Origin of the sequence: Legionella lytica (assembly GCF_023921225.1) — a bacterium.
Lineage (GTDB): Bacteria > Pseudomonadota > Gammaproteobacteria > Legionellales > Legionellaceae > Legionella > Legionella lytica.
This window is the reverse complement of sequence record NZ_CP071527.1, coordinates 2,610,701-2,629,802: the sequence shown is the minus strand read 5'-3', so window position 1 is coordinate 2,629,802 and position 19,102 is coordinate 2,610,701. Positions and strand designations below refer to the sequence as shown.

Below are 19,102 nucleotides of genomic sequence, written 5' to 3'. Positions count from 1 at the left end.
AATCAAACAAGCACAGGGACTTCTGAATTGCAAACAGAGGTAATTGGTCTAGAGTTTTTATAATAAACAGCGAAGCAACAAGGAGAGTTCCAATGAAAACGTATAAAGCTGTAGAAATTACGACTCCTGGTCAGTTGAATATTGTTGCGCGACCTGTTCGTGAGCCAGGACCTGGCCAAGTTCGTGTGCGAGTGGAAGCCGCTGGGCTATGTCACACAGATGTTCCAGGGCATGAAATTGCGGGTTGGATTGATGCTCTTGGCGAAGGTGTGACTACTTGGAAAGTAGGGCTGCGCGTTGGGGTTGGTTTCTACCTCTTAAATTGATGCCATAGGTAATTAACTAGCTCAAATAATAAAAGTGCCAAAACCCCATACTGCCCATAATCAATAATCATGCCAATCAAATCATTCACATAAATACGATGGGTTACTAGATTTAAATTAAAGGTGTAATACATGCCAAAGGTAAATACCCGGGCCCATTGTGCTGTATCGTAAATAAAAAGCCCTTGCATAAAACCAGCCGCTTTAAACCGGTAGATGCTTTTGAGTAATGCAATGCTTTCAACAAGAAAGAAAAAGCAGGTAGCGATAAACCATGTACCGATAATCAGCGTATCATTCAAAGCGGCTGTGGTGGTTGCTGCTAATCCTGTAATGGATAACGCGCCATGCAGAATGCTATTGGTGCTATTCCAACCTAAAATGATGCGTTTACAGCGCAGGCTCAACAGATGGCGTGTAATGATAAAAAAACCGGTTACGTACAGGAGACAGCCTAGGTGAATTAGGGTTTGATAGAGCAGCAGCGGAAGAGAGGGAAATAAAGAGTAACATAACAAAGCTATTGCTTGTGTGCTTACGGTAGGTAATAAAATAATGCCAACATTTACTCTGCCTTCTTTAATAATCAGTTGTACTAAGTTAATGCAGGAGCAAAATACATAAACTAACCAAATAAGAACAGCAATAAAGGCACTTCCCCAGACTACAACATGAAAGCAAGGAATTGTCTGGAACAACAATACAGCAAGCAAAGACGAACCAGCAACCCAGGTTCCAACACCAAATTGATTTTTTTTAAGCTGAATGTTACGGCTGAAATATCCATCTCGATATTGCTCAAGGTAACTCATAACTAAGTGCAAGCAAATAATCAGTAATTCCAGGATAATCAATTGTTTAATCACTGCGGGAATAAAAGGGATTCTTGGCAATGCATCAAAGGAAAATATCCCTATAGCCATCACAATACTACCGTCAGCTGTTTGGGTTCTCGGCTCTTTTTTATACGCACGATGAATAAGGCCTGAGATAAAAAACAAGATAAAAAAATACAGCAAAGTATACATGCATTCATGGTTCATTTTTTAATCTTCTGATAAAACAACTTGTGTGTTGTATTTGGTGCGATTAAGACAAAAACTGCTGCGAAATTGTTTGATGTTGGGCTCATTCGCAAATACTCTTCGTGCAAACTCATTATAGTCATTCATATCTTTCACATGAATAATAAGTAAATAATCCGTATCCCCGGAGACAAAATAGCATTGCATGATTTCAGGCTCTTCCGCCATTTTCCGTTCGAAATGTGCTAAAAGGTCTTCTCTTTGTTTTTCTAAGGTAATATTTACAAAGACAATTAGCGGCTTGCCAACTTTAAACGGATCAACTAATGAAACATCGTTGAGAATAATTCCCTCATCACGCAGGCGTTTTACCCGTCTAAAGCAAGGTGGCGCCGAAAGGCCCACTTTATCTGCAAGTGCTTGATTAGTAATCTGATTATCTTTTTGCAGGATATTAAGAATTTTTCTATCGGTTTTATCTAATAATTCATGCACAGAGGTTTTATTATTCAATTTGGCTTGTGGAGAATCATAGCTTTTTTTCATATATTACCTAATTTAACAAAAAATCATTATAAAAAGTAATTTTTATAAAATAAATAAGAAATTTTTTAATTTAAATTTTATGTTAGATTTGTTTTCCAATAAAAATCAAGGAATATTATGATCCACATAAGGGCGGCTAATTTTGATGACATTCAAAACTTAAATGAATTAATTACCTTATCAGCTAGAGAATTAAGCCGCGATATTTATTCAAAACAAGAAATTGAAGGGGCTATTCAGTACATCTTTGGGGTGGACACGGAATTGCTTCATGATAAGACTTATTTTGTTATCGAAAAAAATGGAGAAATAGCGGGGTGTGGGGGATGGAGTAGGCGTAAAACCTTGTTTGGCGGGAATCAATTTTCAGCAAGAGAGGAACCAGCCTATCTTGACCCAACAATGGATGCGGCCAAAATTAGGGCTTTTTTTATTCATCCTAAATTTGCCAGACAGGGTTTAGGTAGTATGCTGTTACAGCATTGTGAGCAAGATGCTGGTTTGCATGGATTTACTCATTTTGAAATGATGGCAACACTTGCTGGGGTTAAATTATATGCTGCTTTTGCTTATAAGGCTGTTTCAAATGAACGGGTTGTGCTTCCAAACTCTATTTCTTTAAAATTTGTACGCATGGAAAAGAAATTTATTTAATTTTTAAAGGGGCTGGCTCGCCAGAGTTTCATGTTGGGTTATGAGCCAACCGGCTCAGAAAAATTTGGAGTTTTGGCGGTATTGTCGTCGCTCATAAATTGTAGGTTGGGCCATGGGTCCAATTTACACGTTTTTTTATTTTGGGGCTCTATTGCTATTATCATAGGCAGTGTCATAAACAACTTCAGTATCTACAGCATGGTTAAAAAAGGAGAGTTCACTTACTTTTTCTTGCTGATTAAAATGGCGCATATAGTTAATAAAATCAGGGATGTTCTCTTGAATCCAATCTTCTAGTGCCTCAAAAGTATCGGTAGACATCACTTTGCCAGGGGCAAGTCCTTTTTCTTTCGTAAATTGCAACAATATATAAAGAGCTGTAGTATTTTCCATATCCAACGCAACATCTATTGCCGTTTCTTCTGTGTGGTTTTGAGCAGTTAAGTTCGCTCCATGCTCTAATAAGAGTTGAATTACCTGCTTATTCTCCTCTGAATTGGGGAGGGATGCACAGGCATAGTGCAGAGGGGTATTTCCCGCATTTGAGGGTTGGTTAACATTTGCTTTTTTTAATAATATGCAAGCAATCTCAACAAATCCGAGTGAAGATGCCGCACATAGGGGGGTTATACCTTCAGCCTCACCTTGGTCTACTAAAATATCGTCGCGATCGATTAATTTTTGGACAATTTCTTGATGTCCATACCCACACGCGATATACAAGGGAGTTTTTTTACCTTGGTCTGCAACTGCTAGATTTACATCAATTAGTTTGTGGTCTAACAATGCTTGAACCGTATCACTATCGTTATGCTGGCACGCCCTGTGCAAGGGAGCCTCCCCTTCGTTGTTTGCTTCGTTGACCAATGTTTGCGGGTGTTTTAAAACTGCTTGAATTATTCCAGTATATTTTTTTGCACAGGCAAATGATAAGGGTGTTTGTTTTTTTAAATTACTTGCATTAACTTCTGTCTGGGGGTGGGCTAATAATTTTCGGACAATTTCAAGATGCCCTTTTGCACAGGCAATTAATAAAGGAGTTTCTTCTTTTGGGGTTTTCGTGTTAATCATCGCATCGGGGTGTTTTAATAAATCTTGAACGACATTAAGATGCCCATGTCGGCATGCAAGAAAAAGCAATCCGGTGTTGAAATGATCGAGCATCTTAGCTTGTTCAGTGGTTATTGGATGTTTAGCATGCCAATCTTCAAGTGCTGATTTGAGTATTAGATTTGCCTTGTTTGCTAGTATTTCCACATTAATAACGACATGCGGGTATTGTTCTGGAGCAAATGACTTAAAAATATTCTCGCTAAGTTCTTCACTACTTAGGTTGCGGAAATAAGCGGCATTCTTTAGATCTCGCTCAAAGTCATTGATATCTACATAAAGCCAGGAGCTGTTCTTTTGATTGTATTTGAGGCAAATCGAGTGGTCGATATTTCTTAACAGAATAGGGGGCGAAGTATTCATATTGTTAAATATGTCTGCTAAATCATTTAAATAATTTTTTAGGTTTTGTTTATCACAAGCATAGGGTTTATTTAATAAATGGGTTAGTTCAGTGTCTTTTAGCCTTTCTGGGCGAATGAGCGAATAAATTGTGTCGATGTCCTCTTGCGAGGCGGCTTGCTCAAAAAACTCAGGGTGATAGGCAGGCACTAAATACAATTCTAATCCATCAAAAAAAGCCAATATCTCAAGTAGTTTCTCACTTTCTTCATCAACAGGTTGATCTTGGGTTGATTGGATTTTCTCTTTCGCTTTTTCGAGGTCTTCTTTTAACTTATGAAAATCAGGATTGTAAGACGCAATAAAATCAAGCCGTTTAAAAAAGTTTTGCTCATCTTCTGCAAGGATAGCTTGTATCAACATAAGGGTAAAACCGTGACATAAACCATTTTCTGATAACTGATAATCAAGTAATTTACCTAAGCGATATAGGTCACGATGAGTTAATTTAGCCATAACCCCTGCCTCTTCTATTTTTTTACAGTGAAACTTATTTTTGACTGCCTTGATTTATTTTAGAGCATTAGAGGGGTTGGGACAAGATTTCATCTCAACACGTCATTCCAAATGGCGGCCAGAATGACGTGGTTCCTAAGAGGTTCTATGCGGTAAAAGGGTTGTTATAATGTTTTAAATAGCTAGTTGCTAAATGATACGATGCGTAATCGTTTAGATGCCCCTTATCACGGAGCAATGGTATGCCATTTATCTCGGCTTTACATTTGCCATGAGGGCATTGTACTTTTGCTGGGTCGATAATAATTAACTGAGAATATTTATTTTGCAGACGCGAAAATAGCTCATCTTGCCACTGTGACTTATTCGAATCGATATCAAACTCACATTGCTTCCGGTCATAGTTTGTGCGTGTTTTTATGTGATGTAGAAAACAATGATATGAATCCTTTGGTACAATGGATTTAATTAAAATTGGTTTTGCTCCGGAATCAATAATAATTTGCAGTGCTTCATCTAATGCCTGCTCAATGCGTTTTTTTACCATCGCAGCAGGTTCTTTAGGAATTAATATATTCCCTAAATAACCATCCCAATTTTGGGCTAAGATCACAAAATCGTAATGGTTTTTCTTGATCAGCGTGTAGTAGCGTTGAGTTTGTTCATAACAGGCGGTGTAATCTTGGGCATTCCAATCATATTGATGTATTCCGGGTAATGAAAGACACGCTGAAGTTGCATGAGAGAGAACTGATAAATTAGCTTTTTGGGCTAGTGTATCTATAAATCCCCAGAAATGATTGGCATGAGAATCCCCAAACAAAAAGCCGGTTTTGCTGTTGGAATGGCGTGCTCCAAGAACACAATTGGCATTGATTGCCACATTTTTTTCGCCAAGACATAATGGTCTTTGGGGATTATTGAAACGCTTAAGTTGGCTCGCAATGCGAGCTGTTTCTTCAAAACGCTGAGGATAGCCTTCGTGGTGTTTGACTAAAGAGTTCCCCATATAAACTAAGGCAAGCGGAGTGATGAATAAAAGAATCAGGCTATAACCGAATTTCAGTGTATTGAATTTTTGGGCTGGTTTCTCAATAAACTTCCAGGATAAAAAGGAAATGATAAAAATAAAGCTAAAGGCTAACACGAAAACTGGTGCTGTTTCGGCTATTCCCAAATAATGTATGAATACAAATACAGGCCAATGCCAGATATATAATGAATAAGAAATTAAGCCGATAAATACTAATGGTTTTATGGAAAGTAACCGGGTAAGAAGGGATTGTGGGTTATTTTTACCTGCTGCGATGAGAATGCTTACTGCAGCACATAAAATAAAGGCGTAACCATTGGGAAAGCCCAAGCTAATGTTACTGCGTGTTGCAACATAAAAGATGACTAACAGTGCGGCGACATTGAGCGATTCTGAAATGTATTTGTTTAATGAAAAGCGGTTCGAGCTAAAGGCAACGCATGAGCCGATTAAAAATTCAAAGATCCGGCTAGATAGGTAGTAATAGGTTTTGCTGGGTTCCTTAGCTGAATAATATAAAGCAAGTGCCAAAAAGAAGAGGGTGAGTACGTAGATGAGCTTACTAAGTTGTCGTAGGGGAAAAATACGATGCAATGCATACATAATAATGGGTAAGATCAAATAGCATTGCCATTCTATGGATAATGACCAGGTGTGTAATAACGGTAATTCATTTGCTTTAGCTGAAAAATACCCTTTGGTTGCTCTTTCGAAAAAAGCATTGGACGTAAACAGGGTTGTTTTGCGTGCACTGTTGAAATAATTTACTAAATCTTCAGGTAAATAAAAAAGAAGAGTGATACAGATGGTGGTAATAATTAAACAAATAAAGACGGGTTGTAATCGCCATAATCTTCGGCTGTAAAACTCGACGAATGAAAAACGATTTTTTTGCAAAGAATTATGCAGAATACTGGTAATTAAAAATCCTGAAATGACAAAAAATATATCAACCCCAATAAAGCCTGATGGAACTAATTTAAGGCCGCTATGGAACAGTAAAACAAACAGGATCGCAATCGCTCTTAATCCATCAATATCTGGACGATAGGTCACGTTAATCTACCTTAAAACTCTTGTGCGCGCATTCTATAGCATAATTTTATTTGTTTATAGTAGGTTAATTTTATGGGGGTTCTATTCGATTTACAGGAAGTGTTTTACAATTCGGAACCAGCTCAAATCGTACTATTTATAGAGGGAATTATGAGGGAATTAATACAGGCTATAACCACTAATCCTGATGAGTTTATTCGTTTACTTTCAGAAAACCCCGAAGGTTTTTCCTTCGAGTATGCTGCTTATTTGGATGAAATTGATCCGCTAAAAAGCACGCAAGAACTCTATTCCTATGCCGATTTGATTCCTTTTGCAGGCCATTCTTTAGGGCCAGTATTCAAGCCTGCGGTTGCCGAAATTGAGCGCATACACCAATTACAAGCAATGCAGTTACATGAGGGACATTTTTCTGAAACTAAAGAAGAAAGTGGAAATTGGTTTGATTGTGATATTGAGCAGGATGCTATTTCTGCCATGCAAGCCATGTTAGGTTTTTCGGAGCCTTATGAATTCCTCTACACCCAAGAGGGCTTGTCGGCTAATCTTGGTCGTTTGCTGGATACATTTTACCGGCCAACGTTAACTGATTGGCAGTCGGGGAAAACAGCGATTTGTCATTTAGGCAAGGAGTTTTTTTCGGATCAGGCAATTATTGAATCCGTTTTAAAAAGAGGAATACAGCAGGCAAAAAATTTTGGTGTTTTTGCCCAATCAACATTTACTCCTAAACCGGAACAACTAACCCTAAAAATCCTTCCTGATGAAAAAGGGCTTTATTCTGAAGAAGCAATTATTGCTTTTATTAAAAAAAATGTTGAGCAAATTCAAATTATCCATTTATCGGACGTGGTTTTTAGTACTGGTCAACGCCTTGATCTAAAACACATCTTCACTGAACTAAAAGAGATTATTGAACAACACCAGATTATTGTTGGTTTGGATTTAGCGCATACGGTTGGGAATAGGACATTAATGCTACGCGACCTACCGGTTACCTATGCTGTAGGTTGTAGTTACAAACATCTCTGTGGTTCTGCGGGTAGTGGTTTTGGCATTTATGTGAATAAGGAAACCGACTTAAAAAAATACCCACCGCTTCAAGGATGGAAGGCTGCTGTGTCAGAAAAGGTTTTTGGGGTTATTGATGGCTATGATGAGCAAATTATGATGTCAAAAGGCGCTTGGGCATTTCGTTGCAGTAATCCATCACCTGTAGATCTTGCCCCAGTAAAAACCTACGTCAAAGCGATGAGTCAGATAGGTTGGGATAAACTTCAAGTCAAATCAGAATGCCTTACACGTTATATGCATAGTGTGTTGCAGCAGCATATGGGGGAGCACATTGAGTGGATTACTCCTGAAGTACCTTCGCAGCGTGGTGCTATGCTGGTTTTTCGTCTACATGGTATTGATGATGTGGGGCAGGTCGAAGCTTTATTGAAACATAAAAATGATTTAGGACGATTCGAAGTTGATGTACGCCCACCCAATAATATCCGTGTCACAGCGCATTATGGCTATACCCGATTTGCAGATATATACAAAATGGTTCTAAGCTTAAATTATGTGATGTGTTCATTACTTGAGCAAAAAGAGCAGGCGACATCAAGACAAGGGAATGGTTTTTTTGATAAACCAATATGCCAAGAACGAAGAAAACAAGCCGATGTACTGGCGCAAGATACAAGCTTGACTAGCCTTTTATAGGGATATTATGGGAGTTCGTTCAATGCTAATTAAAAACATCCACGTTTATAACGCGACAGGAATTAGAGAATTAAAGCATGTGCTGATTACTAATAATGGAGAGCAAGTGATTTTGAATCTCGATACGGATGTATCTCAGCTTCAAGACTCCGATGTTGTTGACTCGAAGGAGAGTTATTTTTTAATACCGGGAATGTTGGATTCCCATGTTCATGGGCAGGGTGGCATTGATTTTGCTGATTTAGGTGATGAGGTTGATGATCAACGTTTAGAACGCATCGTTATGGCGCTGGGAGCGACAGGTCTTCCATATGCCTTGGCAACATTAGTATCGATGCCTATCGCTTCCTTAAAAAAGGCATTAATAAAAATTAATGGATTTATTCAGAAACAGGAACAAAATCCTGTTCCTGGGTGGACCCAAATTCTTGGGGTGCATCTGGAAGGCCCATTTATCTCCAAATATTGTAAAGGAGCTCATGCTGAAGATGTGCTACAGGAAAGCATTTCTATGAGCCAATTTAGAGATATTATTGATATAGCACCGAATATCAAACATTGGAAAATAACCCTGGCTCCTGATTTGTTGGGGGCTGAGGAATTTATTGAACAATGCAAAGCACTTGAGCAAGAAGGTATTTTCGTAAAGGTTTTTATTGGCCATTGCAATCCGGAAACAATGGAGTCTATTGAGCGTGCCATTGATGCAGGAGCTTGTGGATTTACCCATCTGGGAAATGCATGCCAAGAATCATGCAGCCGGTATACGCGCGAGCTAAGTATTCATGATGCTAAAAGCCGCCTTGTTCAATGGGTACTTAATAATCCTGAACGCTGCCCCCCGGGAGTTGAGTTAATTACGGATGGGGTGCATTTATCTGCCTCATTTATTTCACTTGTTCACAGCACGATTAAAAATAAGATTATTCTTGTAACCGATGCTTTAGGCCCTACAGGGTGTAAAAATGGATTATATAAATTAGGTTCGTTGGATATTTGCCAAGATCAGGCTAGTTTTTATTTGACGAATGGAACCGGTGATTTTCTGATGAAAGAAGGGATTTTGCCTACTGGTGAAAAAGGTTTGGTAAAAATGCTTGCTGGCAGTGCGGCTCCATTATCCCTTTGTGCACAAAAATATTTTGAAGCGATGCCTCAGGCAACAGCAGAACAAAAGATGGACTTCTTGTATGCGGCACTGATTACTAATCCTAGAATGGGCTCTTTATCAAATGAAGCGATAAAAAATTTGCCGGACGCTAATAATTTCTCTGTCTTTAATATGAAGGGGCAACTTATTTTAAGTTCATGTCACGGACAAGTTATCGAGCATCAGCCATTAAATCCAAAACTGGGTTTGCATCAGTACGGATTTTTAGCGCCGTTACTAGCAACAGGAGATAAAGATCATGGTCAAAGTAGTTCATATAGCTTGAAGTAGAGCTATACTCAATAGTAATTGATTACTAGAAGGAAAAAAATGAGCCAAAATAACTTAGATAGTCAACAGTTAATTTTTTTTCAAAACTTAGTTCCAGGGACGCAGAGTTCTCCTTTTATTGACCGGTATAAGGATGCTTACTTGAAGGATGAAGCACCTAATAGTGAACGAAAACTTTTTTTAAATGCGTTTCCACCTGTTTTATCGTTTTTTGAAAAACAGAAAAAAGAATTTTATGATCAAGAGGCGAAAAATTGCACACAATTTTGTTGTGGTGGCATGGGCATGTCCTATGGCATAGAAGGCGATGTGAATTTTAAGACCTTAGATAATTATATGTTTTCATCAGGTTCGGGTACTCTTTATGAAGGAAGTGCAAGTAATATCAAGTCACAAATCCAGAATGATATTCAACGAAGTGGTTTTGGAAGTAAGCAGCAAAATGATTTAATCAGTGGTTTACAACAATTTAATTCTGCCATTTCGGAAAGAACACAGCGCATGGGCATGGAGTCTTCTCATATGAGTGAAATGACAGGCCCAGAAGAGGGTTCATTTAATCCATTTAAAACATCGCCTACGCCACCAAAAGAGTAAGGTAATGAGGTTAAGTGGTGTAAAATATGTACTGGGCCTGACGGACGACCCAGTACATATTATAAGATTAATCGCGATTAATTATGAGCCATGCGTCGATAATTATTCTCTTGCTTTTCAGGACCGCAAGCATGAACCCACGTAGATAATAGCCGAGTCATAAAGGCTATACCTTCAACTATGGTATTGATTGGTGTCATAATGGCAAGGCCTAAAGATAAGCTAAAGTTAACGCCTATATCACGAACATTTTCCAGAGCATGTCTTGGTTTGCATATGGCTATATTAGTAATTAAATCGATTGCTGCAGTAACGGCTTTAGCTGCATGAGTTAATGACTCAAAGCCACTTGCAAGCGCGATTGTTACAGGAGAGGCAAACTGGCTTATAAGGTCTAGTGCTTCGTTATAAGGAGCAAAAAACCTATCTTTTTTGAAATAAGCTGATGAGGGAAGAGTATTTGGATTATCTCCAATTTTTTTAGAAATCTTGTCGATGAATCCGCGTTGGCTTAGGTTCTCACGAGGCTCTTCACCGACAATCCAGGAGGCAATGAGTCGAGTCAGTAATTCCATTGAATGAGTTAACAAATGGACTGGAGCCATTACGCCAACACAAAAACCTAGAGTAAGATTACTGCAAACATCATTGAGAGCCTCTGCTGTATAATGAGGTTTTAATATTAATAAGTTACCAACGGCACGCATTACCGCCCACACCGCACGAGTTGCGTAATAACAAGTGGCTAAACCATTTACAAGAGGTAATCCACATGAGAAGCCAATATGAAACCAAAACTCCACGCTGTTAGAAAAAGGGGTAGTAAATTGTTGAGGAGAAAGGTAATCCTTGTTTGGTAACAATCCCTTCTTAGTTAATTCAGTCCATTCATCATGGTAGTTCATAGGCCCTCTAATTTGAATATTTTAGGAGCCAGGAGTATAACAAAAATCCCAAAATGGTCAATATTGATTCATTTTGCATTTATGGAATATTCAAAAATAATGCTCACGAATTACCGTAGCCAAGCCACAGTAATTCGGTTTTCTTTGAACTACATAGTACTCGCATGCATATATCTCACAGATACATTAATTTACTACTTTAAGATCAAAAGGTTGCAGATTTTTATTGGTTTTTAAGAAATCACGAACCTCTTTCACTCCTTTAGTGGTCGCTGATGAATAGATTCCAGTGGTGCAGGTTTTGTCATTGTAGGTATCGGTTACAATAACATAATCCCCTTTATCTTTGACAAGCGAGCAAAGGCAAGCGGCCTTGTGTGGATCTTTTTTATCGATCTTACAAGGGCTATCTAAGCACCATGCCCAGGGACGATCATTTTTACAAATGGCATAGGATTTTATAGGATAATAACGTGATTTAATCGCCGAGCCTTTAGTGCTTTTTTCTAAGCTTGCACAAGATTCCGTACCAGCCGAATATCCTTTTTGAACGTTACAATGGCAAGAAACCCAACCTTTTTTTCCGGGTATGGGATCGCATAAGGCAGTAGTACATAAAGCAAATTTACTTTTACATACAGTAAAATTAGAGTTTTTGGCGTTTACATGGCAACTAATGAGCAATAATAGGATACAGATTAGACCTTTTTTCATGACAAATATCCTTATTAGACTGTAAATTCTCACCAGATCAAGAACATCTCATTACAAGATATTTTAACTTTGGTTCTCACTTTGGATTTTGTCAAGCAGATAAATGCTGAGTGTGGTAAGGGGAAACAATATGCCACATCCTTGTGGCGCCACCTCGCATCCCTGAGGCGTTGGTACTCCCTGTGGCGACATCCTTTGTCTCTTCTCACTTTATAAGTTTAGAACACACCGATTAAAAATGCATCATAAAATATGCTTAAATTTTTGTAAGATATTTCTCAATTATCACAAAAAAATTTAATTTTTACATGGGGCGGGGTTCTAAAATAGGTTGAGTCTCTTGATTCTTTTCATTTTTAGTACATGTAAACAAATAACTATAGAGCGAGCTGAAATAGGATTGTTCAACCTTAGGTGTAGTTGGCATCATCGTGCTCATAACGGTAGGGCTGTCTATTATTTCTATTTCGTCTTGTGGATGTTCGATGGGCTGCGGTGAGTTTGGTGCAGTAAAACATCCCTTATAAATGCTGCGGCTAGCATAGGTGATCAAAGCTGCTTCAGCAATTAGAATGCCTACACAGGCAAGGGTTGGTAGTTTGAAGGCAAAAATTGTTAATGCAATAAGCGAAGCAGTTCCTAACAAGGCAAGTAGACCGTAATATACAACCGCTGATTTTAATAATTTACCAATACTGCTTTCTCCGTGCATACTTGGGAAAAAGCCTTTAATTGATGGAGTGATTAATTGGCCAACAAAATGCACGCCACTGAAGATGAAATGCCCAACTTTGTAAGCGGATTGGAGAAAGTAATTCGATTTAGTTTGAGTTTTTCCAATGTAACAGTACTCTTCGGCAAGGCCTGGTAGAAGTTCGGTAATGAGCTTTGCTGTACTACTTGGTAAAACTAAGAGTGCTACAACGAGATGAAAAATGGTTCGCGGTACTGCTAGAGGGATTGTTGTCCATCCCATTTTTTTATTTTTTTCATCGTCAACATCCCAATGAATTATATTTTTTAACACATCGAAGAACGAAAGTTCTTTTGAATGTCGTTTATGATTAGGCAAATTAAAAAAAGAAGTTACTGCAACCAAGGGTTGGGAAACATATTCATAATCCTCTTCAGTTAAATGCTTAGAACCTGATTCATTATATAAAGGATATGTTTCGGTAAAAACCGTAATAAATGATTTTTTAGTGAAGCTTTTTTCATTCGAGGTATTGTTCAGCACTGTAAATCGTTCCAAAAGAGAAAACAGTATTATATATGTGTCTAAAAATTAGTCAATAAGGGGTTGGTTTGGATTATTCAATGGTTATCGATGCAGTATGGCAGTTTATTGATACGGTATTCGTATTGCTGCCTGATACCGGAGAATAACTTAATATGCAACTAGCGCCATAAATTACTTTTCATAACCGCTCCTTAACTCATTTCGGACAACTTATTACTCACAATAAAATCGCGCTCCATAAACATCATTTATGACCACAGAGCAATCCGGCCTAAAGTATTATGCACGACGTACAAGAAGGGGGGGGATTGGCGCTAGCCATTGATTTTTTATTAAAAAAACGCTGGCTAGACGTGTTATTGTTTTCCAATGAGATTCGTGCGGGTATTAGTCTGTCACTAGGAGATGTTAGGTTAAATGAATGCTTTAATGCGAGGGTGGCGGGGTTAAGTGCTGATATTGGCAATGAGTGGTGTACGGACTGAGGTGACTCGTGACTCTGGGGTAAATCCCTACTTTTGTTTTGGTAACAAGGAGCGGGATCTAAGGAGCTTGCTGCAGCGGGCGCGTTTGCTAGGGTCCGTTTTCTTAATTCTTCCAGGACTTCTCCTTCTTCTATGGCAGAATGATAGGCTGCTTGGGCTTTGGGTCCCAAAATTGCGCTAATTGAGGTTAAGGCTTTTTCTTCACTTGTAGGGAAACTTCCGGATTTTCGATTAATTAATAGTATTGCTCCATTGAGGTAATAAAGTTCACCACCAACAATTTTATCTTCTTGAGCGTGTATTTTATAAGGAGCGATTAAAAATTCGTGTCCAGAGATTAAGGCCCCTTTTCTTAACAAGAAGATGGGTTTTGGGTCATTATTTAACGTTTTATGGGGACAAATAACATAAATGTAATCATTCGTCATTATCTTGCTAAATCCTTTAGTCGCTAGTGTTTGTGTTTCATCAAAACGAATATGGGGTTGGAGGTCTGATAAGAGCGATTTCCCCTGATATTGATAATATTGAGAGTCTTTTATAAATAAGAAACAAGCACTTTTCAAGGTACTCCATGGCGTTCCCTGATCTGGCAAACTGCCAACCAAGTGATACCCTTGATTGCGTAATATAGCTATTTTTGCTTGCGCACTTTGATAGCTATAGGTTTCCTTTTGGCCTTTGGAGGAACATTTATCTTGGAACATTTTTCAATCTCGGCAAAAAATATTAAGTGTAACGCATAGGGCGTGGTTTTGTCAGGTCTATCTAGCATTGGGAATAGCCCAATGGTGGTCCTACGATAGCATCGCCCGGATTACAGTCGTTTATTTAAAATCCAATTGTCTCCACGCTTCATATAAAACAACAGCAACTGCATTTGAAAGATTCAAACTTCGATTATTCTCCCGCATGGGTATGTAAAGCGAGTTGTAGTGATTTACTATTTCCCGCGGCAAGCCACGAGATTCGGGTCCGAATAAAAGCATATCTTCCTGAGTATATTGAACGCTGCTATAAGTCGTCTTTGCTTTAGAACTCAAGGTATAAATAGTTTTATTCTGATGTTGTTGAACAAAGGCCTCCCAACTTTCATATTCAATAACCGAGGCCCATTCATGATAGTCCAGACCGGCACGTCTTAATGCTTTTTCTTCTAAGGAAAATCCAAGAGGATGGATTAAATGCAATTTTGCGCCAGTATTGGCACATAAGCGAATAATATTCCCTGTATTGGGAGGGATTTCAGGCTGGTAAAGAACAATATGTAACATAAGTTTTATGAACGATGAATTAATTGAAAGTATGAATAATAAAGCTTTATGTTGGGATGAATCAAATAGATTTATACTGGAGGGTTGACCGGAATTGTAACTTAATGAAATCGCTGCGCTCAAGACCTCCCGGATTACGCTGTGCTTCATCCAGGCTAAATTTAGACGTAGGCTGGTTGCTTGCAACTGTATATTTCTGCCTTAAATAAGTTTGCGGCTCACCAAAAAATCATGAGCAACTTTTTGTGGGGGGATTTTTTTTACATCGATTTGGTAATTTAAATGCTGCATGGTTTTATTATTTAGAGTTCCCAATAACGGAGCTAATACTAAGGCGATTTGAGGATAGTTTTTAAGTGTGGAATTGCGAATTATTGGGGCTGCATCATAGGGGGGATAAAAATGCTTATCATCATGTAAGATGCTTAAATTAAATTCGGGTATCTTTCCATCGGTAGTAAAGGCTGCGATGACGTGTACGGCATCATTTTTAATCGCTTGATAAACCAGATTAGGTTGCACCTGTATGATTTTCTGAAAATGAAAATCATAGGTTCGAGTAAGGCCTGGCAAGCCATCCGAACGTTTTAGAAATTCTGCGGGAACGGCAAGCGTTAGTGTATTTGCCATCTGACTTAAGTCACTTAAATTGACTAAGTGGTGTTGTTGGGCAAATTCTTTTTTGATGGCTAAGGTTTCGGAGTTGTCAAATCCAAAGGGGGATAGCCAAATTAGCTCGTAATTTTTTTTATAGATTGCGCTGACATAATCGTAGAGTTGCTGCGGATTAAGTTGATCCTCCTTTTTTAACACAACACGATACGCTGTGCCTGTATACTCTGGATAGAGGTCAATTTGCCCTGTTAATAAAGCATTATGTAAAATCGTTGTGCTTCCTAGATTAAATTTTTTCACCACATGCAAATCAGTTTTTACCTCCAGTAACTCGGCCATCAAATGACCTAATAGATATTGTTCGGTAAAGTCTTTAGAGCCAATAATAATAACGCTTTTTGGAAGACATGAGGAGATTAGCGGTTGGGCGGCAATCAAAAATAAGGTTCCTGTAATGAGACTCACTAAAATCAGTTTCGTTTTTTTAAAGCGCACTGTTAAACGATGGCGTCCTGATAGTAAAGTGGTTAATGTTGCCATGACATAGTCGACACTTAATGCAAGTAAAGCAACTGGAATTGCACCTAATAAAATAAACAGGGGATCATTTAAGGATAACCCTTGGGTAATAAAATCGCCCAAACCACCTGCACCAATAAAGGCGGCAATGGTTGTAATTCCTATGACCATTACCATGGCGGTTCGAATACCAGTCATGATTACAGGAAGGGCTAGGGGGAACTCAACAAGGTATAAGCGCTGCCAGCGGGTAAAACCCAAACTATCTGCGACATGCAGGTAGCTGTTTGGAATTTCTTTTAATCCGGTATAGGTGGTACTGGTAATCGGTAATAAGGCATAGACTATTAATACAATTAATGTAGGAGCTAATCCGATTCCTACTATGGGAATTAAGAAACCGAGTAATGCAATGCTGGGGATGGTTTGAAATATATTAGTAAGCGCGAGAATAGGTGTTCTTAATTTGGAGTAGTGGTTAATAAGCAACCCTAAACTTACACCAATTATAATCGCGATGAGCATGGCTGAAAGCGATATGGAGATGTGTTCGATTAATTTAGTATAGAGCTCAGGTAAATGTATTTTTATTACATCCCAATAATTATCCATAATTTGTTTTATTCAGTAATTGCTTCACAAAATCGGTAGCAGGTTGAGTGAATACATCTTTTTTCGAGCCAATTTGTTCAAGGTTGCCTTGATGCATAATGGCAACTCTGTCCGCCAAACGAAAGGCTTCATTAATATCATGAGTAACAAAAAGAATGGTTTTATTAAATTTTTTCTTTAACGCAATGATTTCATTTTGTAATGCGTCACGGGTAATTGCATCCAGTGCTGCAAAAGGCTCATCCATCAATATGTAGTTAGGATCAGTTGCTAAGGCTCGCGCAACACCAACCCGTTGTTGTTCACCGCCTGAGAGTTCATCAGGATAGCGATTCACATAGTGCTTGGGGTCTAGGTTAACTAACTCTAATAATTGGTGAACACGGCTAATTCGTGTCTTCTTTTTGATGTTCATTAAGCGCATGAGAATGGCTATGTTTTGAGCTACTGTCATATGAGGAAATAAGCCTGTATGTTGGAATACAAATCCCATTGAACGTCGCAATTGCACTTGAGGATAATCACCGATTAATTTGCCATCAATTTCTATCCGACCGGAGCTAGGTGTTAATGTATTATTTATTAGTTGCAGTAGAGTTGATTTCCCACTGCCTGAAGAGCCTAAAAGTACTAATGTTTCCCCATCAGCAACGCTTAGGTTAATGTTTTTAACTGCGTAAGATACATTGTCATCAAATGACTTGTGAACATCATGTAGTGTTATCATCGCCAGTTGATATTCCTTTCAAGGTTATCTGCATAATAATACCTATTTAAATGAGTTGTAAATGATATGTAAATTTAATGTACTGGTTAAAAATCGCTTATTTCATCTACCGTATAATTTCAGGCTATCTAAGATTAAGTGAGCATAGAATGATAAATTCCATGAATAACTTATTAGCTTCCGTACCCAAAACTCAATCTGGGGCAATTGATTTGACTCAGGCTGAGCGCATCGCTGAAGGGGGAACGCATATTCTTTATCGCTTTCCAGAAGCTCCGTATATTATTAAATTAATGAAACAAAATTCCACCACTCAAGAACTTGAAGAACTCGAGAAAAAGTATGCTGTTTTATACGAATGTTTTGACAAAAATGGCAAACAACGATGTATACGAGAACAACATACGGTTTCAGAGGTACAATTACCCAGCGAAGAGCCTCGAATTGCAGCATTGTCCATTGTTTCTTATGAGAAATGTTTCAAGGCGGATAATAAATTTGATTTCAAAATAGAGCCTATAGAGCTTGATCTTTATTTAATGGAGCATCAATACGAGTTATTTGTTAAGGCAAATAAAGCCTTGATGCAGCCAAATGGCTCTGAGCATGGATTTAGTCTAAAAGATTATGGAATCTTAGATGAGCGCATGGGGGCTATTTTGCAGCGTTTGGATGAGGATGAGCAATTAAAAGAAGTTATGATTGAATTTTTGGAACATTACCGTGATTTTTATCAAGACACTAATATTATTTTGGATGCCATGGGATATGAAAATATTCTATTTTTTCAAGATGAGCAAGGAGATTGGCAGTTTAAAATAGGGAGTGTAATTAAGCATGATACTGGAAAATACACGCAAGAGTTATTCAACACAGTGCATGCTGGAGGAAAGGTTGATTTGACCCAGTTAGTAAATTATACGCATGCTTATTTTTCACCGGCAAACATTAGGGCGCTTAATGTCTGTGCGATGAAGCTTGGGTTGAAGCCAGTGATTCATGATGTTCAGATTGACCCACTGGATTTGTTATGCGTCTCTCAAGAATTATCGATAGGGGAGCGCATGCTCTCCTATGCGCAGCATGGAGATTTTGCAACAATGAAAAACCTGCTTGAGACGCATAAACATGAATTGAGTTTCAATTTGAGAGATTTCTGGGTCTATCCGCGCATTGCAGAGGCTTATATTAAACATGAGCAACCATTGAGTAGCCTCAAAAAGTATTTGGATAGTGTAAATGAATTTCCAGTTGTTTTGCCTGAAAAAAAGGACGATGCAAAACGGGTGCAAGACTCAAAGTTAGATATTCTGGCCCGGAAAGCTGACTGTGATAAAAAATTAATGGACTGTTATAAAGACAAATTACCAAAAGCAATATCCGATGAGCCATCTACATCTACGCTAGAATTCAGTTAGGATACTAGTTGGCGGGAAGCCCAATATGGTGTGGAATTGAATCTCCATTGTTGAGTAGCCTTGATTACGCGACATCAAGGCTACTGGCTAATGACTGCATTGAGCTTATCTATGCCAAGTATTGCCATGCCTTACCACTTTGCAATTGCCATGGTAGCAGGTTTTATGAACCGAAGTATGGTGACATGTATTGCCCGTACAATTAGTATGGTTTCTATTAGTGACCCAAGCTGCAAA

The 19,102-nt window shown here is 38.4% G+C and carries 17 protein-coding genes; 6 read left to right on the top strand and 11 right to left on the bottom strand.

Annotated elements, in window-relative coordinates:
• Positions 1–92 precede the first annotated feature (92 nt).
• On the top strand, positions 93–326 hold the full coding sequence (locus J2N86_RS11595) for an alcohol dehydrogenase catalytic domain-containing protein (RefSeq protein WP_252579625.1): 234 nt from the start codon (positions 93–95) through the stop codon (positions 324–326).
• On the opposite strand, the gene J2N86_RS11590 is transcribed toward J2N86_RS11595, so the two are convergent.
• Both J2N86_RS11590 and J2N86_RS11585 read right to left on the bottom strand, forming a co-directional pair.
• Entirely contained in the window at positions 311–1,369 is a 1,059-nt protein-coding gene (locus J2N86_RS11590) for a hypothetical protein (protein WP_252579624.1), read from the bottom strand. The genes J2N86_RS11595 and J2N86_RS11590 overlap by 16 nt on opposite strands.
• A gap of 3 nt (positions 1,370–1,372) precedes the next feature.
• A complete protein-coding gene (locus J2N86_RS11585; protein WP_252579623.1) occupies positions 1,373–1,897 on the bottom strand; it encodes an Lrp/AsnC family transcriptional regulator in 525 nt (174 codons plus the stop codon).
• A gap of 117 nt (positions 1,898–2,014) precedes the next feature.
• On the opposite strand from J2N86_RS11585, the gene J2N86_RS11580 reads away from it, so the two are divergent.
• Positions 2,015–2,551, top strand: a complete 537-nt coding sequence (locus J2N86_RS11580) for a GNAT family N-acetyltransferase (RefSeq protein WP_252579622.1) — start codon at positions 2,015–2,017, stop codon at positions 2,549–2,551.
• 135 nt (positions 2,552–2,686) lie between these two features.
• Here the strand turns inward: J2N86_RS11580 and J2N86_RS11575 are convergent, their stop codons facing one another.
• Together J2N86_RS11575 and J2N86_RS11570 are read right to left on the bottom strand one after the other, a co-directional pair.
• The gene (locus tag J2N86_RS11575) at positions 2,687–4,519 is read right to left on the bottom strand and encodes an ankyrin repeat domain-containing protein (RefSeq protein ID WP_252579621.1); all 1,833 of its coding nucleotides are present in this window, start codon (positions 4,517–4,519) and stop codon (positions 2,687–2,689) included.
• A gap of 145 nt (positions 4,520–4,664) precedes the next feature.
• Positions 4,665–6,608: an acyltransferase family protein gene (locus tag J2N86_RS11570; RefSeq protein WP_252579620.1), complete on the bottom strand. Its 1,944-nt coding sequence runs from the start codon at positions 6,606–6,608 to the stop codon at positions 4,665–4,667.
• Between the two features lie 150 nt (positions 6,609–6,758).
• On the opposite strand from J2N86_RS11570, the gene J2N86_RS11565 reads away from it, so the two are divergent.
• From J2N86_RS11565 to J2N86_RS11555, 3 genes are read left to right on the top strand one after another with little or no spacing between them, the layout of a single operon-like run.
• Complete coding sequence (locus J2N86_RS11565) at positions 6,759–8,318, top strand: aminotransferase class V-fold PLP-dependent enzyme (RefSeq protein ID WP_252579619.1); 1,560 nt, start codon at positions 6,759–6,761, stop codon at positions 8,316–8,318.
• A 22-nt stretch (positions 8,319–8,340) separates the two neighbouring features.
• Positions 8,341–9,759 (top strand): N-acetylglucosamine-6-phosphate deacetylase, encoded by a 1,419-nt coding sequence (locus J2N86_RS11560; RefSeq protein ID WP_252579618.1) that lies wholly within the window; start codon positions 8,341–8,343, stop codon positions 9,757–9,759.
• Between the two features lie 39 nt (positions 9,760–9,798).
• Entirely contained in the window at positions 9,799–10,356 is a 558-nt protein-coding gene (locus tag J2N86_RS11555) for a hypothetical protein (protein WP_252579617.1), read from the top strand.
• 77 nt (positions 10,357–10,433) lie between these two features.
• Here the strand turns inward: J2N86_RS11555 and J2N86_RS11550 are convergent, their stop codons facing one another.
• The 7 genes from J2N86_RS11550 to J2N86_RS11520 form a co-directional block, all read right to left on the bottom strand.
• Positions 10,434–11,261, bottom strand: coding sequence for a type IV secretion protein Dot (locus J2N86_RS11550; protein WP_252579616.1), 828 nt, complete (start codon positions 11,259–11,261; stop codon positions 10,434–10,436).
• Positions 11,262–11,447: 186 nt separating this feature from the next.
• Positions 11,448–11,975 (bottom strand): hypothetical protein, encoded by a 528-nt coding sequence (locus tag J2N86_RS11545; RefSeq protein ID WP_252579615.1) that lies wholly within the window; start codon positions 11,973–11,975, stop codon positions 11,448–11,450.
• 304 nt (positions 11,976–12,279) lie between these two features.
• On the bottom strand, positions 12,280–13,212 hold the full coding sequence (locus J2N86_RS11540; RefSeq protein WP_252579614.1) for a hypothetical protein: 933 nt from the start codon (positions 13,210–13,212) through the stop codon (positions 12,280–12,282).
• Positions 13,213–13,486: 274 nt separating this feature from the next.
• Complete coding sequence (locus J2N86_RS11535) at positions 13,487–14,407, bottom strand: hypothetical protein (protein WP_252579613.1); 921 nt, start codon at positions 14,405–14,407, stop codon at positions 13,487–13,489.
• Between the two features lie 120 nt (positions 14,408–14,527).
• The gene (gene trmL, locus J2N86_RS11530) at positions 14,528–14,974 is read right to left on the bottom strand and encodes a tRNA (uridine(34)/cytosine(34)/5-carboxymethylaminomethyluridine(34)-2'-O)-methyltransferase TrmL (protein WP_252582448.1); all 447 of its coding nucleotides are present in this window, start codon (positions 14,972–14,974) and stop codon (positions 14,528–14,530) included.
• Between the two features lie 201 nt (positions 14,975–15,175).
• A complete protein-coding gene (locus J2N86_RS11525; protein WP_252579612.1) occupies positions 15,176–16,720 on the bottom strand; it encodes a glycine betaine ABC transporter substrate-binding protein in 1,545 nt (514 codons plus the stop codon).
• The gene (locus tag J2N86_RS11520; RefSeq protein ID WP_252579611.1) at positions 16,713–17,447 is read right to left on the bottom strand and encodes an ATP-binding cassette domain-containing protein; all 735 of its coding nucleotides are present in this window, start codon (positions 17,445–17,447) and stop codon (positions 16,713–16,715) included. The genes J2N86_RS11525 and J2N86_RS11520 overlap by 8 nt, the downstream gene beginning before the upstream one ends.
• Positions 17,448–17,608: 161 nt before the next feature.
• Between J2N86_RS11520 and J2N86_RS11515 the strand changes: the two genes are divergently transcribed.
• Positions 17,609–18,865 carry a hypothetical protein gene (locus tag J2N86_RS11515; protein WP_252579610.1) on the top strand — a complete coding sequence of 419 codons (1,257 nt, stop codon included), beginning with the start codon at positions 17,609–17,611 and terminating at the stop codon, positions 18,863–18,865.
• The last annotated feature ends 237 nt before the right edge of the window (positions 18,866–19,102 follow it).

What these genes read in the sequence shown, in the direction of transcription:
- J2N86_RS11595 (WP_252579625.1), top strand. Translation starts at nt 93, where the DNA reads ATGAAAACGTATAAAGCTGTAGAAATTACGACTCCTGGTCAGTTGAAT.
- J2N86_RS11590 (WP_252579624.1), bottom strand. Translation starts at nt 1,369, where the DNA reads ATGAACCATGAATGCATGTATACTTTGCTGTATTTTTTTATCTTGTTT.
- J2N86_RS11585 (WP_252579623.1), bottom strand. Translation starts at nt 1,897, where the DNA reads ATGAAAAAAAGCTATGATTCTCCACAAGCCAAATTGAATAATAAAACC.
- J2N86_RS11580 (WP_252579622.1), top strand. Translation starts at nt 2,015, where the DNA reads ATGATCCACATAAGGGCGGCTAATTTTGATGACATTCAAAACTTAAAT.
- J2N86_RS11575 (WP_252579621.1), bottom strand. Translation starts at nt 4,519, where the DNA reads ATGGCTAAATTAACTCATCGTGACCTATATCGCTTAGGTAAATTACTT.
- J2N86_RS11565 (WP_252579619.1), top strand. Translation starts at nt 6,759, where the DNA reads ATGAGGGAATTAATACAGGCTATAACCACTAATCCTGATGAGTTTATT.
- J2N86_RS11560 (WP_252579618.1), top strand. Translation starts at nt 8,341, where the DNA reads ATGCTAATTAAAAACATCCACGTTTATAACGCGACAGGAATTAGAGAA.
- J2N86_RS11555 (WP_252579617.1), top strand. Translation starts at nt 9,799, where the DNA reads ATGAGCCAAAATAACTTAGATAGTCAACAGTTAATTTTTTTTCAAAAC.
- J2N86_RS11550 (WP_252579616.1), bottom strand. Translation starts at nt 11,261, where the DNA reads ATGAACTACCATGATGAATGGACTGAATTAACTAAGAAGGGATTGTTA.
- J2N86_RS11545 (WP_252579615.1), bottom strand. Translation starts at nt 11,975, where the DNA reads ATGAAAAAAGGTCTAATCTGTATCCTATTATTGCTCATTAGTTGCCAT.
- J2N86_RS11535 (WP_252579613.1), bottom strand. Translation starts at nt 14,407, where the DNA reads ATGTTCCAAGATAAATGTTCCTCCAAAGGCCAAAAGGAAACCTATAGC.
- trmL (WP_252582448.1), bottom strand. Translation starts at nt 14,974, where the DNA reads ATGTTACATATTGTTCTTTACCAGCCTGAAATCCCTCCCAATACAGGG.
- J2N86_RS11525 (WP_252579612.1), bottom strand. Translation starts at nt 16,720, where the DNA reads ATGGATAATTATTGGGATGTAATAAAAATACATTTACCTGAGCTCTAT.
- J2N86_RS11520 (WP_252579611.1), bottom strand. Translation starts at nt 17,447, where the DNA reads ATGATAACACTACATGATGTTCACAAGTCATTTGATGACAATGTATCT.
- J2N86_RS11515 (WP_252579610.1), top strand. Translation starts at nt 17,609, where the DNA reads ATGAATAACTTATTAGCTTCCGTACCCAAAACTCAATCTGGGGCAATT.